The organism is Mesotoga sp. B105.6.4 (genome assembly GCF_002896535.1).
GTDB lineage: Bacteria > Thermotogota > Thermotogae > Petrotogales > Kosmotogaceae > Mesotoga.
Window position 1 is genome coordinate 140,930 of record NZ_JWIM01000031.1, and the last position, 16,292, is coordinate 157,221.

The following is a 16,292-nucleotide window of genomic DNA, read 5'->3' on the forward strand; positions in this document are numbered from 1 at the left end:
GTTAGTCCTCCTCAAGCTCTATCTTTATCTTTCCTTTATTTATGTCGTCCTTCAACCCCAAGTTCGAAATCACAAAGTTAACGTATTCCTCAGAATCTTTATCCAGACCTTCAAAGAGATTGCCTCCAACTGATTCATTGGAGAGAAGGAATCGTTTCCCGATTAAATCTTCTGCAATCCCGTTCAGCGACTCAAGTCTATCTTTCAGAAGATCGTAAGAATAGTCGCTGTCCGCTTCCAGAGTTAATACCCCGCCAGATTCGCTTCTAGTAACCTTCGAAAGACTTAGAAGAGTCCAGAGCAGAACGAAGTTGTTATTTCGAAGATGGTCGATAAGTTTGGACAAACTATTCTCTTCTGTAGTGTCTCTTTTTGGAGCTTTCTCGGTCTTATCACTCGTTTCAAAAACTTCGCTTTTTACGTTTTCAGAGTTACCAATTCTCCCTATTGCCGACTTCTCATAACCACTCTTCAGAAGGACCATTACTTCAAATGTTCCTCTCTTATCCTCGGCAAATTTGAGCTCTTTAGTGATCTCCCATAAAGAAAGCAAGAGCTTGAAACGCTCATCAGTTGATTCAGCGATCAGCTGATCCTTCACAGTATCGATCACCTGTTCAAGGAAGACTTCGTAAGTATATCCTGCAGACTGGATCTCTTCAGAGATTTTCAATATCGAAGCCGGCTCTCCCGAAGAAAATGCAGTAATGAACTCCTTAACAACTTCTTCGGGCAGAATACCAAGAGTAGCTCTAACAGATTCTTCACTAACATCACCCGAATAAGAGACAACTCTCTCCATAAGATTAACCGCGTCTCTCATGCCTCCGTGTGCGGCTTTCGAAATGAACCTCAATGCTTTGTCGTCATATTCCAGACCTTCAGATTTCGCGATTCTTTCCAGATAAGTAGCTATGTCTCTTTCGATGAGTGGTTTGAAATAGAAGATCTGACATCGAGAAAGAATTGTTTCAGGAACCTTCTCAAGATTGGTAGTTGCAAGAATAAAAATCACTTTATCGGGAGGTTCTTCAAGAGTCTTAAGAAGTGCATTGAAAGCTTCCCTGGTCAGCATATGGAATTCATCAATTATGTACACTTTGAATCTGCCCATGACAGGTCTATACGATACTGCATCCCGGATTTTCCTGATCTCGTCAATGCCTCTGTAAGAAGCTGCATCCAGCTCAATGACATCCATGTGTGAAGAAGCATCAATCGCTTTGCATGAATCGCAAATACCGCAAGGCTTCTCAGAATCCTCTGCAAGACAGTTCAGCATTTTGGCGACGATCCTTGCACTAGTTGTCTTCCCGGTACCTCTAGAGCCAGAGAATATGTAAGCATGAAAAACCGAATCCTTCTCTATTGCTCTTCCCAGGATCTCTTTCACTTGATCCTGCCCAACCAGCTCACTAAATTTTCTAGGCCTATATTTCCTATACAAAACCTCAGACATCTTAATCACCCGTTCATCTGAATTATAGCAGATCACCCAAAGTTTGTTTGCTGCAAAGATGACCGAAGTGAAACAGTTAGTGAAATTCATAACTAACTCATCCATCTGCAGCACTTGGGAATGAATTCGACTTTCGCTAGTAGACCCTTCTCTTCACCCACTTACCCTTTAAATAGTAAAAGACCATCACCGCAGCCTCTGCAATATCCGAGAATACATATGAAAGCCAGACCCAAACTATGCCGGCCTTCAACACGAACACTGCAATGACCAATATTGGCACTTGAATAAGCCACCTGGATACTACGCTCCCCACTACAAACGGGAAGTTGTACCCGGACCCTCCGAAGACCGATGAGAGACCAAAACCGTATGCCAAGACAGAAATGCCGAGTGAGCCGTATTTCAGGAAACTGGCACCGTAAGCAATTATCTCCGGATCCTTATTGAACACAGCGATAACATGCTCGCCTGCAAAGAAGGCTATTAGTGCAAAGAAAAACATGAAAAAGAACCCGATTAAGGCAGCGGTTCTGGCTGTGGCTCTTGCACGGTCGGCGTTGTCAGCTCCCAGGTTTTGACCGACCATCGCAGAGCCGCCCATGCTAAGCCCTACAAGAGGCATAAACGCTAGTCCAAAAAGCCTCCCCGTTACTCCTACCGCCGCAACCGCAGCGGTCCCGTAGAAGGCAACGAATTTCAGAACTACTACAGCTGACAAGTTCCTGAAGAACCCCTCCAGCCCAGTTGGAAGCCCTATAGTCAAGAGCTTCTTGTCTATAGCTCTATCAAGCCTGAAAAGTCCGGACAGTCTTGGTTTTACGCCTTCCTTTCCTGAGAAAAGAATGTAGAATCCCAGTAGAAATGCTGCCGATTGAGCGATTACCGTAGCGACGGCCGCACCAAAAACGCCCAGGCCAAATCCGGGAATCGATGTCCCCGGAATCTTTTCGAACATCATTATTGGGTCGAGAGAAATATTGAGAACACTCGTGAACATCATTATGTACATTGGACTCTTTGCGTCCCCTATGCATCTGAGAGCCGTGTTGACGGAGTAAGACGAAAACATCATTGGCAGGAAGAAAAGTCTGATATAGCCGTAATCAAGAGCTGATCTCATTACTTTCATATCGTCAGTAAAGAATCCTAGCGATGGTTTTAGGAAGGAGGCAACTAGAACAGCGGAAATCAGAGCAACAATGAACTTGAAAGTAATTGTCTGTTCTATCGCCTTACTTGTTCCTTCGAAGTCCTTTTTTCCGAAGCCCTGAGAGATCAAGGAGATTGAGCTCTGCCCGATTATCGAATTCAGAATATCCACAATCCAAAAAAGAGTGGTGAAAATCGTAACTCCTGCAATTGCTTCGCCTGAGATGCGCCCAATCCAGAAGATGTCTACAATGTCGTAAACCATCTGTGCGCTGAACCCTATCATTGTGGGCACAGACATTATAAGAAGATTCTTCAGAATGCTCCCTTGAGTAAGATCCCTTGCCATTTTTGCCCCCTAGCTTACCTTGTGAAGAAATGTGAAAGAATGCCCGAGTCCAAAATGGACACAGGAATTATACACCCTTTCTAGAGATCGGAACAGGTCTAGATCATCTTCCTCAGTGTATCAAGGAAATTCTCCTTGATAAAACTAATTCCCTTTTGCCAAAAGACAGGATCTGAGACATCTATGCCTACTTTCTGCAGAAGAGATTTGGGAGATTCCGATCCACCGCTTTCAAGTAAAGCGATATACTTTCTTCTGAAGACAGCCCCGTCCTCAAGGTATTTCCTGTACAAAGAAATTACGAGAAGCTGGGCGAAGTTGTAAGCATAACAATAGAAAGGGGTATGAAAGAAGTGAGGGATGCGAGCCCATTCGAACTCGCTTTCCGGGAGAAAATCAACGGTGTCCCCAAACATGAGTTTGAGCTCCTTGGAGTAAAGCTCGGATAGTTCTTCAAACGCCAGATACTCGCCTGACATTTTCTCGTGGGCAGAGATCTCGAACCTGGTGAACATGTTCTGCCTTGCGGTTGTTGCAAATATCTCTTCAATCCTGTTGACCAGAAAAGAGATCTTCTCCTCTCTTTCTTCAATGTTTTTCAAAAGAAAGTCCGTCATAAGCATTTCAGAAAAAACAGAGGCTGTTTCGGCCATTGTAAGCGGCGTATCATAGTTAACTAGGGTCTGTTTGGACGCCAGAACGCCGTGAAGGCCGTGGCCTAGTTCGTGTGCTAGTGTCAAAACGTCACTCATCTTGCCATTGTAATTGACAAGCACATACGGATGCATTCTTGGCGAGGCATACGCGCAGTAAGCTCCACTTCGCTTTCCCGGCATGATCGATCCATGAATATAATCCTCATCGAAGAATCTAGCAACTATACTTTCAATCCGGGGATCAAAGTTTCCCATAACCTCCAGAATCATCTTCTTCGCTTCCTGCCAATCAAATGTCCTGTCTGAAGTTCCAACAGGAGCATATATATCGCTGTGGAGAAGGGCTTCCCTCCCCATAATTGTCGCCTTCAGTCGGTAATAGTCGTGAACAACAGAATAACCATCAGTGGTGGCGTCGATGATACAATTCACTGCCTCATCTGAGACTTCGTTCAGTTCGTTCCTCATTGAAATAGGGGAATCATATCCCCTCTTGTCTGCTTCCAAGTCCCAATCTCTGGAAAGAGAATTGTAAAGATTGGTCAGAACAATACTGTTTTCCTTCGCCTTTCTAAAGAGGCTTTCAAAGGCCTTCTTTCTAAGCTCCGAATCATGATCTCTTCTTAAAGTCTCCACTTCACTCTCTGTGAGCGTCTCTTCCGATGCACCGGTAGTAATTCTATACGTAAAACTCGATGTGAATTCATCATAGAGATTCAGAATCGCCTTCTTGCCCGTTATCTCTTTTAGAACCATAATTCTTTCTTCCGGCTCAGAAAGCATGTGCTTCCTTTGAGTTCGAATGAGATCGAGATGATGTCTGTAATCTGCTAGTTCGGTAGAATTCATAAGACTATTAAAGAAGTCCTCGGAGACTTTCGAAAGTTCGAGTTTCAGAAAGAGAAGCTTGCTTTCAAGTTGCGATTCAAGATCATCTATCTTACGTAGGAGCTTCTGAACAGCTGGTTCCTTAGAGTCTGTTGAGTGGCTCAAGAACGAGAACATCGATAATCTGAAAAAACGGTTCATAAGGTCTTCTTCTCTTTCAATAGCTATCTTCAGTTCGCTAGCCTTGACACTCTCGGTCTGAATTCTCCCTTTGAAGTCTTTAATAAGCTTATCACTCTCACTTATCAGAATTCGTATGTCTTCTTCCAGGGAGGGATCGTCCGGCGAACCGTACAATCTTGTGAGATCCCACTGAACCAGTTTCCCCTCACTCAATTCTTCGTTTACCTCCTTCTCCAAATTCTGCAATCAATTCTCCAAAAGATCTATTGCGAAGAAGCCTGGATACTTCTACCCAACAAGTATAACTGTACGAACGATATGTCATGAAATCCATCTTCGAGTAATCAAGAGTCTTCACCTCGTCAAGAATGATTTCTTCTCGACCAACCCACTCACCCGTAATATAACAGACAATACCTTCTTCTAGCCAATAGGGAAGTTGGTAATCCCTCAGAATGAGATGGCTCATCTCATGTGCAAGCGTTCGCGGCAGGTTCTGAACTAGAGTAAGCGGCTGCACAATAATCGTGTTTCCAGTTGCTGCAGCGAGAAACCAATAAGCTATGCCGGAGAGTTCAGAGAACTCTCCAGCCGAGGAAGCGATAATTAGAATATAGGTACCATTTACGGATCTTCCCGTTAGTCTTTCAAGCAAGCTTCTATAGCCTTCAAGCTCTGGCATTTCCCATGAGACATACGCGCTTGTGAAACAAAAAACCGTCACTTGAAGTAGCAAAATGACAACAATAGCTAGTGCTTTCATTCAACGTTCAGCATTACCGATTCTGTGTTTGCCCGATAGTCTGCATCGTACATTGCCCATGCCTGTACAGGAGGAATAATGAATTCCCCTCTGGTGAGAATTCTCCAGCTGCTTTTCGTCACGAACTCTCCTCCGTCATTGAAGAAGAAGGCTATGCGGTCGTATCTTGAATCCTTGAAGGTGTATCCCCACCAGTAGTAGTCAAAATAGTAGAATTTTGTGTATCCGAGTGTGTCACCCTCAATGTTCTCCTCAACGGAGATTCCTGTGGAGGGCAACATATCTTCGACCACAACATAGGGAACTGTATCGGGAATCCTTATTCTCACTTCGGAGACTATCGTCTCCCCGACTCTTATCGGGCCGGGTTCACCAAGCTTAACAGCGAAAAGCTCCATCGTGGCGTCATTGTAGTAACTGTATTCAACCGACCTGACGATTATCTCGCCATTGCTAATACCGAGAACATCGCCTTCGTAGATCTTGAGACCGAGTCCAAAGTTTGAAAGCTTCAGCTCACCGTCTACTATCGCAACAACCATCCCTTCAATAGTCTTGGAGGCACTTATTTCAAGAGAACCTACTTCGTCAGCCGACAGCGTCCTGATCGAAGTAACTACGGCGGGCGAGTCTATCTGAGGTGTGGTGAGAACGTGAGTATCATCCATAGGCACGGCTACCTTTCTTCTCAGAACCCTTTCGACAATCAGACCCGCGTTTTCAGCTTTGATTTCCTCTGACCTAACTGCCGTTTCGCCGTTAATCGATACCGCTACCATTTCAGAGCTTTCAATAACAATTGTCTTTCCGGTAATCGGTATTGTTATTGAATCCTCCAACCCGCCTTCGAAGACTACATCCCCGTCTTCAAAAACCACTTCAACTTCCGCATCCTTTGAAAGCGAGCTGCTAACTGATGAAAGCGAGAGAATAGCCATAGCGGTCGATGATGTTCTATACCAATAACTGCCGTTTCCCATCTTCAGGAGTCTTTTGGAAATTTCTGCAACTGTTGCGGAAGGTACATCTAGATCTACCGCAGCTTTCAGAAGGAAAGAGAGAGTAACCGTATCGTCAAAGAAATAGTTGAAACTGCTACCCGAGATAACGTCAGATGCGCCTAGGTCGACATACTCCATGGCCTCCTCAAAAAATGCAACCGCCTTGGCGTCCATGTTTAGAGTCTCGTATGTCAGCGCGGTCAAAACGATCGAGGCAACATCATTCTTATAATCTACGATTGAGCTTATCGGGTCTCGCAGTTTCCTGCTGAACAGTGTAATGACATACTGAAGGAAAGGATCCGGCTTGTCTCTGTTAAGACTCTTCAATGCCGAGTACCCCATCGCGATTACATCCCTATTTATATCGTAACCGTTTTCTGTGGCAAGATATAGACCTAACATCACGTAAGACGTCATGAATGGAGTGCTCTGGTCATCTTTCCACCAACCCCAACCTCCGTCGTAGTGCTGATAGCCAAAGAGGCGTTCAAGACCATCGCCAACTACAACCGAGACTTTGTCTGCAAAAGACTCATCGGCACCTGCAAGTAGTTGAGAAGCCGCCAATGCTGGAAGAAGCCTACTCATTGTCTGTTCCACACAGCCATAGGGATAATCTACCAGATACCTTATTGCTTCAAGAAGAATTGGATCAATTGTGGAAGAGATGGTAACACTACCAATTGAGTCTTCCATAAATTCAATTACTCTATTCCCTTCAAGAAAGTCAAGGTCGCCAAATCGGATATATGAGTACCTTGGCTTCAAAGGAATTTCGTATTCAACACCGTCGGAGCCGCGACTTCCTTCAACAACAAACTTAACTCTGAGACTCTCATCCTTCTCCGAAGGCAAGAGATCTCTTAGAACCATCTCATAGCTGAAGGAAAGACTTCCGAAGGCGTCAATAGTTGCTCCCTTCTCTTCAATGACTTCATCATCAACATAGAAACCGGTGATGACAGGCATACGAGTGTCAAGATTATTCTTCACGGAAAAGACTAGATTCACTGTATCGCCAGCGATCAGAAACTCCGGAAGGAAACTGCTAACGGTCATGGGCTTCCAAGTCTCGAAACTAGACTTCTCGTAGCTGAAATCTCCCGAAAAGTCGGCCGCAAGAGTTCTGACAGTCCATGTATCGAGATCTTCCGGTACAACAAACGACAGTTCCGCAAAGCCGCTCTCATCGGTGAAAGTTCCAACAGACCAGAAGGCGCTGTCGCTGAAAAGTTTCCTGGCTCTCACGTCCGAAGTCAAGCTTTCGCCATTTCCACCACGATCGCCCATCCCGAAAGTAGCACCACCAATTACCTTAGATTCGGCCGCGGGTGGTTGAGATTCCAGTAGATCTCCTAGCTTGGCTATTGACGGGTAGGCAGAATAATACAGGTCGTTTATACTTACAGTGTTGAAACCCCTGTTGAAGGGACTGCCCAGTGATTCCTTCCACCGATCGGAATCGCCTTCAAAGAGAGAAAGCATTGCCTGAGATACTACTGAAACCGTCAGTCCTACAACGGCGGGATTCCCTTCATCATCGAGGACCTGCAGCTTCATATTGACGGTATCGCCAGGTTCATATCTATCCTGAGTAAGCACATTGATTGAAAGGTCTCTTGAAGCAATCTCAACTTCGATGACTCTTGACTGAATAATCTGATAGTTCTTATATCCAACGATAAAGAGCATGAAGTTCTCGTAACCATAGTTCTCGGGGATCTCTATTTCGATAGTGTTCTTGCCCTCCGTAGAACTGAAAGGAAACTGCTTGAATTCACCCGAAAAATCACCAATGACCCAAAGATCCATTGGAGATGATGTATAGAATGATACTCTTGCCTTGGAGCCAGGAGCAGCAGACTCAACTGAATCCACCAGAATAGACCCGTAGTAGTCATAGTACCCACTAGTATAGACTGAATATCTGTTAACCACTTCCGGTTCATTTGAAGGGGCCCCGTTGGCCTCGAAATACACAACCGTATCCGGCGGGACGTCCCTAAGACTGATCAGAATCTCTGCCCTTCCACCACTGTCAGTGGAAAGTTCTTCCCTGAAAATGTTGATCTTAAGCTTCTTCTCAACCTGTTTTCCTTCGTCCATTAGAATTACAGGTTCTTCATACCACGCCTTCATCTCAAATGCCTTGGAAACAAGAGTATCGTTGTTCAATCTTGTTTCGATTTTCACGAGTGCTTCTTTATCGGTGAATCTGTAGTCAACATTGAAATCGAATGTTCCCTGTACTACCTTGAAGTCAACCGTACTTCGTGACTGCATACCGGTATCGTCTGAGACAGTAATAACCGCGTAGTATGAACCGCTCTCAAGCTCTTCAGAGTAGCCAATCACCGCTTTACCCAGGCCATCAAGTCTCGCAGATCCATTGTCAATATACTGACTGCCCTTGTATATCGTGTAGTCTACTTTGCCAAGCGAGACGGGATCTCCGAAGTAGTACTCGGACAAAACGTTGATTGTAACTGCCTCTCCCTTTCTGAATGCCTTTGATGCAGATTCCGCTGTTGTGAAGAACGTAGGCTTTTTGTAGTCGGCAATCTGGAAGTAATAGTAGTCCTCGTTTCCTTCCCACCGGATGATAATCCTGTAGGATCCCCTGGTGATTTCGGAGTATGTTCGGAACGTACCACTAACAGAGCCAAGGTTATCCGGGCTCAACTCTTCAGTGAAGACGCTCCTGTTTAATGGATCTACTATTTCAACTTCTACAGAATTAGTTCTAGGTATTTGATAGCCCGAAGATGTTATCTCCCTTATGAAAGCTCTGAAATTAACAACTTCACCGGCTTTGTATGCCGGTCGATCAGTAAATATCAGAGAGATGTTTCGAGACGAGAAATAGTAATCATACTCGCCCGGCCTCCACAGGATCGATCCATTGGCAGACTGAACAAGTATTGCATCTCCTGTCGTGGGAAGATAGTCAAAAACGAACACTCCATTTTCTGTCCGTCCCAATAACTCCCCGTCTATGAGTCTGTAAAGGGAGAAGCTATCAATGAAGCTGGAATCTTCCTTTTTCCAGAGTCTCATCATCGCTCCATCTTCATAAGCAAGCAGCTGAGCTCCAACCATACGATAGCTTGTCATCAATTTGGCACTTCCTGACTGCGACGAAACAACAATCAGTCTCAGGCCCATTAGAGCTTTCTCGGGCAAGTATATCCTTTGTTTCTCCTTTACTGTCTGCCTGAAAGCGTAGAGTGGATCGCCGGAGATTCCGACATCCCCGATGGTGATCGCCCCAGTAAGATCCTGCTCGTCCAAATCATAAATCTTGATATCGATGTAACTATCCTTGCCGTCTGTGTATATTGTAGGTAGATAGTCCATAGAGTACAACTCTACGAAAGATGATCTAAGCTCATAACCATACTGCTGAATCTGAAAAGCAAGTGCCGTTAAACCTGTGAATAACAGAATAATAAGAAACACCAAGGTTCTTCTCATTGCCTTCACTCTCCATCACTTGCGGGGTAGAAACTTGAAGGAATATACCCCGAGATAGTTTTCGTTGTTGTATATTGGCAACCATTGATAAGGCATCGTTCGTAAATAATCATCTATTCTCCAGAGCTTCAGAACACCTGAATCACTTTCGGAAAGAGGTCCGGTATGATAGATCAACCCATCGCCAGTGTATATCATCGAGTGAAAAGTTGATGGAGAGGGGTGGTGAAAAAAGAGTATATCTCCAGGTCTTGCAACGCTGAGATCTCTGCCCTTAAATACCATACTACTACGAATCAGGTTGTAAGCATCGGCAAAATAAGTGAATTCTCCGGTGTTACTTATGAAGATTCTATTCTTCAGAATTGGTATATCCGGGTAGTTGTACTTCTTAACGTCAGGTACCGCTTGCAAGTCTATTCCTGTCTTTTCGTACCAAAGCTCTTTGTCAATACCCGAATCAAGAAACCACTGTTCATCATGCCTTTTGAGAGCCTCTCTAGCTGCGAATCTTATTAGCCCGCTGCAATCCCTCTCTTGAGAGCTCCACCTGCTGGAAAACTCAATAACCTGATAAGCTGAAATATTCACAAACCAAGTTCTGAAGTTCTCTGTATCTTCCAAATCAAGCACTAGATTGTCGGGGAAGCCATCTGAATTGATATCGATGAAATCCTCGAACTCTAGAGAGACAGTCTTACGTGCTTTGAATAGTCCTTGAAACGAAATAACAACTACCGCGTCGCTATCGTCAGCAACGAAAGAGTATTGAGTATACCCTCGATCGGCTGACAAGCTTTCCAGGGTTGCTCCTCTCACGTATGTTAAGGAAGGCCTTCCGAAAAGCGAATCAGGAACCTTAACTGTGAAAGCGTCGCCACGTCTAATACCGTTTCTATTAACAACTATCCGTTCAAAACTACCTCTAAAACTCAAATATGTCGCAGATAGGAAAGTAGTTATCAAGAGAGCCAGAACGAAATACACAAGACTGATTCTTTTCAATGCAATCCCCCTCTGTAAACCATCATACTCCTTCAATGATAGGACTTTGGATAGAGGTTTTTGTTCGGGAAAAGCAGATAGTTAAGATCCCCCTCTTTGTAGGTTCACTTATTCTTTTGAAAGATCCTTGGATAAGCAAATCTGTTATTATTAAGAGAAGAAGATGAGCGGGGGTGACGATATGATAAGGAGAAGAGCCTTTTTTGCTACAGTGGTGATGATTATCTCTATGATTCTCACTTCTGGTTGCGTTGGATATATACTGGCAAGACCCGACAGCTTGATTGCGAGGCTGGAGCGTGAGATCAACAGGGGCAGGGAAGACAGAATTCTTGAGCTCTACGCAGAAGAGATTTGGATCGCCACTTCGGGAAGTCCATTAGGAAGAACGCTTCCAAAAGACACCGTTGCCTCCTTCTATGCGGACTTCTTCGAACTCTACGATGGCATTAGTTACACTGTTGAAGTAGATAGAGAAAGAGTTGAAAGAGACTCCCGAGAAGCAACAATGACTGTGTTCTTCACTCTCGACTATTCATCTGGGGAAGAGAAGTATTCAAAGAGCGGCGAGAGTACGATCTTCTTGACGGGAATTGATAGTCAATGGAAGATTTCCGGAGAATTCAACAATCCGATTATCAGTTTCTTTGAGCCTGCTAGTATGTAATTGCAATATGTATTCATATTTCTAATTTCTAACAAAACTCGTAAGACGATGCAGCGCACGATATCGGCTTTTTGCTTTGGAATCTATCTGTTCTTCTTGAACGGTGATCTAATCTTCGATTTCGCCTATTGCCGCCTTTACCGCTGCAACAATTGACTCACTTGTTGCTGTGGCTCCGGTAATCACATCTACATCGAGACTCTGAGCTTCAACAATTCTTTCGGTTAAGGCTTCTGCACTTCTAGCATACCTATCTGAACGATTCTGAACAATTCTTATCTCAATTATCCTCCCATCCAGTATTTCAACCTCAAGTCCAACGTAACCTTCTCTTCCAACATACACTCCATCTTCCAGATTGCCAAATGGTTGTGAATTGATCTGTGAAATCTTCTCAGGCCTATTGACTTGCCAGTTAAATACTACTCCGATTATCACCATAGCGAGAGCCAAGAAAATCGAAACGCTAATCGTGTATTTCATCGATACCTCCCATCCATAAAAAGCTTATAAAGAAATTGTCCCTCGCATCCCAACCCGAGAGATTTCCTGAATGAAATATTCGGATTACTTTTATCGGCTATTCTCCGAAAATCACGTACCTCATTTCTGATTCAGGTCCAAGAGGTCAAACGGCAGCGGAATTCGAAGAGAGTATCCCGATAATGTCATCAAACAAGAGCTTTGTGGCACCCTTACCCATCATGACGCTTTTATCAATCTTCTTCAGAGAATGAATCACTGTTGAGTGCTGCTTCCCGGTTTCCCTTGCTATCTCCGTTACTTGTTTGCCGAAGTGATTTTTCAGAATGTACATTGTCAGCTGTCTGGCAAGAACTATATCTTTACTTCGACTTCCCGATTCAATCTCCTTTCTGGTAACTTTCATAATCTTCTCAATAGCAGCATAGATCTGGTCTATCGGTCTCTGAGATACTGGAACATTTACTGATCCCGTAAAAGACTGAAGTATTTGAGTTGCCAGAGAAAGGTCTATCTGTGATCTGAAAACACTGCTGTGAACTATCAACTTTATGATTGCGCCTCTAAGTCTTCTTAAGTTTCCGTCGATATTGTCGGCCAAAACTTTCGCCACATCGTCCGGAAGTAAAACGGACTCTCTCTGAGCAAGCTGTTTAGCAATATGAAATCTCGTAGAAGGCTGGGGCTCCTGGATCGACATAAGCATGCCCATCTGGAATCTTGATTTAAGCCTGCTGTGGAAAGTATCAAGCTCCTCAGGATTTCTGTCAGAGCATATTATCAACTGCTTTCCCGAATCGTGAAGCTCATTAAATGAATGAAAGAACTCGTTTTGAACTCCTTTCTTCCCAATTAGAAACTGGATATCGTCGATCAAAAGAATGTCGGATTTCTTTCTGTAGTGGTCTCTGAATTTCTGAATGTTGTTTTCTTTTATCGATTGAATCATGTCGTTCATAAACTGCTCGCTTGTTATGTATAGCACCTTCTTGTCAGGAAAACTGTTCATCGTCTCTTGAGCGATTGCCTGAAGGAGATGTGTCTTACCCAGCCCAACATCTCCGTATACGAAGAAGGGATTATATTTGCCCGGATTCTGGGCAACATCAAGCGCAACTTGGTAGAGCGCCTTATTCTCGCTCCCAACAACGAAATTTCTGAATGTGTATTCCGGGTTTAGGTTGGAAATCATCAGCGGCTTTCTTTTCAACAGAGAACCGGAAACTCTTGAATCGCTTTGCTCCTCAGAGGGGGTCTCTTTGCTTTTGTAGATTATTTCGAAAGGCATTTTCTTTCCAAGGATACTTGATATTGAATCGGAAATGACTCCTCCGTATTTTGTCTGGAGCCAATCCTTTATGAATAGATTGGCAACAGAGAAAACCACTTTCTCATCTTCGACTTCTTTCAATTCAAATGTGGAGAACCAGTTGTCCCACGTTTTCTTTGAGACCTTCTTCTTAAGAGTGCTTATTATAGAATTAGACACAACGACCTCCACGGATAATAGCTGTAACCCTGAAGCGAACCGCATAATAGGAAATAACGAATAATATGTAGCTCCGAAGCAATTACTACTATACCAGACTTAACACGCAGAAAAAATAGACAAATTTTGTGTTCCACTATAGAAAGGGGCAGACCATTTGTCTGCCCCTACATGTGATCGTTAAGAATTGGAAACTATTCTACTTTTATTGACTGAACTGGACAGGAATCAGCGGCATCCTGAGCACAAGCCGCTTCTGTCTCCGGAACAATCACCTCTGCCTTTCCATCATCATTCATTCTGAAGACATCGGGGCATATTCCTTCGCACACGCCACAGCCAATACAAGTATCTTTGTCTACATATACTTTCACACTCACACCTCCACCAGAAAAATCATTGTGAATTATATCATGCCCTTACACTCTTTAACGATTATCTTGGCCATCTCCAGGCCAACTCTCTTCTGACCCTCCGATGTACTTGCTCCTACATGAGGAACGCAAATGACGTTCCCCAGTCCGATAAGTTTCCTTCTCAACTCGTCGGACGGCGGCTCTACCTCAAAAACATCAAGGGCTGCTCCAGAAACCTTACCTGAAACCAATCCGTTGTAGAGTGCCTGTTCATCTATGGTCCCACCTCGGCTTGCATTGATAATAATAACGCCGTCTTTCATCAGGGAGATCTCTTTTTCACCAATTATGTGTTTCGTTTCGGGAGTGAGGGGTATGTGGAGCGATATTATATCCGATCTCTCAATAAGTGAGTCAATGGTGTCCGTCAGATCGACTTCCAAATCGGTTTCCTTAACAAAAGGATCGTACGCACAGACTTTCATTCCAAATGCCAATGCTCTCTTTGCTACTTCTCTGCCTATTGCTCCAAACCCGATCAATCCTATAGTCTTGCCAAAGATCTCGGTACCCTTGAGCTCCTTCTTCTCCCACTTTCCTTCCTTAATTCCGTAAGTACCTCTTGGAATATGTCTGACCAGTCCAAGAAGCAATCCAAAAGTCAGCTCAGCCACCGATATCGCGTTCGCGCCAGGTGTATTTCTGACAAGGATATTGTGCTTCCTTGCCGACTCGACATCTACATTGTCCAACCCAACTCCAGCTCTTGCGATTAGCTTGAGTTTCTTCCCTGCCTCGATTATCTCTGATGTGACTTTCGTCGCACTCCTGACAACGAGCACTTCAACCTCAGGCATTATCTCAAGCAACTGATCTTTATCGAGATGCTCTGCAGATATCTGGAAGAGATTGCTGTCTTCGAGTATCTTCATCGCAGTTTTATCTAGAGGATCGTTAGCATGAAGTCGAAGCATCACGCACCCTCCTTTTCGAATACTTCCATAGCGACTTTCGCTCCGGTCCCGTACTCGACATTGAAGCCGAGTCTTCGCAAGACTTTCTCAAGAGCCGTTAGGGCAATTACTACGTCATAGTCGGACATATAGCCGAGGTGTGCAATTCTGAAGATGTTTCCTTTCATCGCGCCCTGTCCTCCTGCGATTGTTACGCCATATTCGTCTCTCATAATAGAGACGATTTTGCCGCCGTCGACTCCTTCAGGTACTTTGACAGAAGTGAGGACGTTTCCCGGTCTCTTGGAAAAAAGCTCCAGCCCCATAGCTTTTATGGCTTCTCTTGTTGCCTTTCCCATCAGTTCGTGTCGTGCCCACACATTCTCCATGCCTTCGTCAAGGAGCATTTTTACTGCAAGGCTCTGCTGATAGATCAAATTAACTGCGGGCGTCCATGGAAGAGGGTCTTTGAGATATTTCTTCAGATTAAAATAGTAGCTTGTCGATTTCGTGTTCTTAGCCTTTTCAACGGCTTCTTTGCTGAATGATATGAAGGCCAGTCCAGGAGGTAGCATGAAACCCTTCTGAGAACCGGAGACAACGATATCCAGTCCCCACTCATCCGTTAGCAATGGCTCTGCAACAAGACCGCTTATACCATCAACCACAATCAGCTTGCCGGCCTTCTTCACAACTTTGCTGATACCTTCGATATCCATTACAGTACCTGTGGATGTCTCACTAAGAGTCGTCAGAACTGCAACCGCATCCGGGTTGGCATTAAGGGATTCTTCAACCATTTCCGGAGTGTAGAAATCTCCATACTCCCTCTCCAACAAGACAACATCTGCACCGAAAGTCTTTGCTAGCTCAAGCCATCTTTCGCCAAACTTTCCAACACTGCAAACTATGACTTTCTCGCCGGGATTTACAATATTCGTGACGGCCATTTCCATGGCACCTGTTCCTGAAGAAGCTAGAATGAATAGATCATTCTCCGTCTTGAAGACATTCTTAGTGCCGCTTACCGCATCTTCAAAGATTTTTTTGAACTGTGGAGTTCTGTGATGAATAGTATCCCTAGCACCTTCAAGTAGTACATCGATAGGAACCGGGGTGGGCCCAGGAGCAAGTAGGTAATTCTTCTTAATCATCTTTGCCAATTGAGGCACCTCCAATTCAATTTGGTTTTTGGTGTTCATTCTATCTTGAGGGTATATACTTGCTAAATTGAATCACCATCGATTATGAGGAATAATCAACGACATCTCATCTATAGTTTAGAACACGTAGCTTTATGTGGCAACGCCCGGTAACCTCAAACAAAGACAATGATTGTTGGTAGAAGCATCACATCACGTTTATACTTGGTTTTGCGCCTTCCTCGCTCCTTCATTTTCATTTGCGACCGAAGACCCGGAATCACCCGATACGAGTGTATGAAATCGTTCTGTTTTGAGCATCAGGGATG

The 16,292-nt window shown here is 44.3% G+C and carries 12 protein-coding genes; 1 reads left to right on the forward strand and 11 read right to left on the reverse strand.

Annotated features, from left to right (window positions below):
* Position 1 precedes the first annotated feature (1 nt).
* The 6 genes from dnaX to RJ60_RS07635 all read right to left on the reverse strand — a co-directional run bounded on the left by dnaX (position 2) and on the right by RJ60_RS07635 (position 10,873).
* Positions 2-1,459 carry a DNA polymerase III subunit gamma/tau gene (gene dnaX / locus RJ60_RS07610; RefSeq protein WP_099828739.1) on the reverse strand — a complete coding sequence of 486 codons (1,458 nt, stop codon included), beginning with the start codon at positions 1,457-1,459 and terminating at the stop codon, positions 2-4.
* 136 nt (positions 1,460-1,595) lie between these two features.
* Positions 1,596-2,960 carry an MATE family efflux transporter gene (locus RJ60_RS07615; protein ID WP_180977930.1) on the reverse strand — a complete coding sequence of 455 codons (1,365 nt, stop codon included), beginning with the start codon at positions 2,958-2,960 and terminating at the stop codon, positions 1,596-1,598.
* Positions 2,961-3,058: 98 nt separating this feature from the next.
* Entirely contained in the window at positions 3,059-4,840 is a 1,782-nt protein-coding gene (locus RJ60_RS07620; RefSeq protein ID WP_243392203.1) for a M3 family oligoendopeptidase, read from the reverse strand.
* Entirely contained in the window at positions 4,833-5,390 is a 558-nt protein-coding gene (locus RJ60_RS07625) for a hypothetical protein (RefSeq protein WP_099828696.1), read from the reverse strand. Before RJ60_RS07625 ends, RJ60_RS07620 begins: the two co-directional genes overlap by 8 nt.
* Positions 5,387-9,868 (reverse strand): MG2 domain-containing protein, encoded by a 4,482-nt coding sequence (locus RJ60_RS07630; RefSeq protein WP_099828697.1) that lies wholly within the window; start codon positions 9,866-9,868, stop codon positions 5,387-5,389. The genes RJ60_RS07625 and RJ60_RS07630 overlap by 4 nt, the downstream gene beginning before the upstream one ends.
* Before the next feature lie 15 nt (positions 9,869-9,883).
* Positions 9,884-10,873: a DUF1175 domain-containing protein gene (locus RJ60_RS07635; RefSeq protein WP_099828698.1), complete on the reverse strand. Its 990-nt coding sequence runs from the start codon at positions 10,871-10,873 to the stop codon at positions 9,884-9,886.
* A 181-nt stretch (positions 10,874-11,054) separates the two neighbouring features.
* Between RJ60_RS07635 and RJ60_RS07640 the strand changes: the two genes are divergently transcribed.
* Positions 11,055-11,540 carry a hypothetical protein gene (locus tag RJ60_RS07640; RefSeq protein WP_102818937.1) on the forward strand — a complete coding sequence of 162 codons (486 nt, stop codon included), beginning with the start codon at positions 11,055-11,057 and terminating at the stop codon, positions 11,538-11,540.
* Positions 11,541-11,648: 108 nt separating this feature from the next.
* On the opposite strand, the gene RJ60_RS07645 is transcribed toward RJ60_RS07640, so the two are convergent.
* From RJ60_RS07645 to RJ60_RS07665, 5 genes are all read right to left on the reverse strand, one after another.
* Positions 11,649-12,023, reverse strand: a complete 375-nt coding sequence (locus tag RJ60_RS07645; RefSeq protein WP_099828700.1) for an FMN-binding protein — start codon at positions 12,021-12,023, stop codon at positions 11,649-11,651.
* Positions 12,024-12,168: 145 nt separating this feature from the next.
* On the reverse strand, positions 12,169-13,512 hold the full coding sequence (gene dnaA / locus RJ60_RS07650; RefSeq protein WP_099828701.1) for a chromosomal replication initiator protein DnaA: 1,344 nt from the start codon (positions 13,510-13,512) through the stop codon (positions 12,169-12,171).
* A gap of 194 nt (positions 13,513-13,706) precedes the next feature.
* A complete protein-coding gene (locus tag RJ60_RS07655) occupies positions 13,707-13,886 on the reverse strand; it encodes a ferredoxin (protein ID WP_099828702.1) in 180 nt (59 codons plus the stop codon).
* A 32-nt stretch (positions 13,887-13,918) separates the two neighbouring features.
* Positions 13,919-14,842, reverse strand: a complete 924-nt coding sequence (locus RJ60_RS07660) for a hydroxyacid dehydrogenase (protein ID WP_099828703.1) — start codon at positions 14,840-14,842, stop codon at positions 13,919-13,921.
* A complete protein-coding gene (locus RJ60_RS07665) occupies positions 14,842-15,984 on the reverse strand; it encodes an alanine--glyoxylate aminotransferase family protein (RefSeq protein ID WP_099828704.1) in 1,143 nt (380 codons plus the stop codon). Before RJ60_RS07665 ends, RJ60_RS07660 begins: the two co-directional genes overlap by 1 nt.
* Positions 15,985-16,292: the final 308 nt, after the last annotated feature.

Coding starts and splice junctions, on each gene's coding strand:
- dnaX (WP_099828739.1), bottom strand. CDS start 1,459: ATGTCTGAGGTTTTGTATAGGAAATATAGGCCTAGAAAATTTAGTGAG.
- RJ60_RS07615 (WP_180977930.1), bottom strand. CDS start 2,960: ATGGCAAGGGATCTTACTCAAGGGAGCATTCTGAAGAATCTTCTTATA.
- RJ60_RS07625 (WP_099828696.1), bottom strand. CDS start 5,390: ATGAAAGCACTAGCTATTGTTGTCATTTTGCTACTTCAAGTGACGGTT.
- RJ60_RS07630 (WP_099828697.1), bottom strand. CDS start 9,868: ATGAGAAGAACCTTGGTGTTTCTTATTATTCTGTTATTCACAGGTTTA.
- RJ60_RS07640 (WP_102818937.1), top strand. CDS start 11,055: ATGATAAGGAGAAGAGCCTTTTTTGCTACAGTGGTGATGATTATCTCT.
- RJ60_RS07645 (WP_099828700.1), bottom strand. CDS start 12,023: ATGAAATACACGATTAGCGTTTCGATTTTCTTGGCTCTCGCTATGGTG.
- RJ60_RS07660 (WP_099828703.1), bottom strand. CDS start 14,842: ATGCTTCGACTTCATGCTAACGATCCTCTAGATAAAACTGCGATGAAG.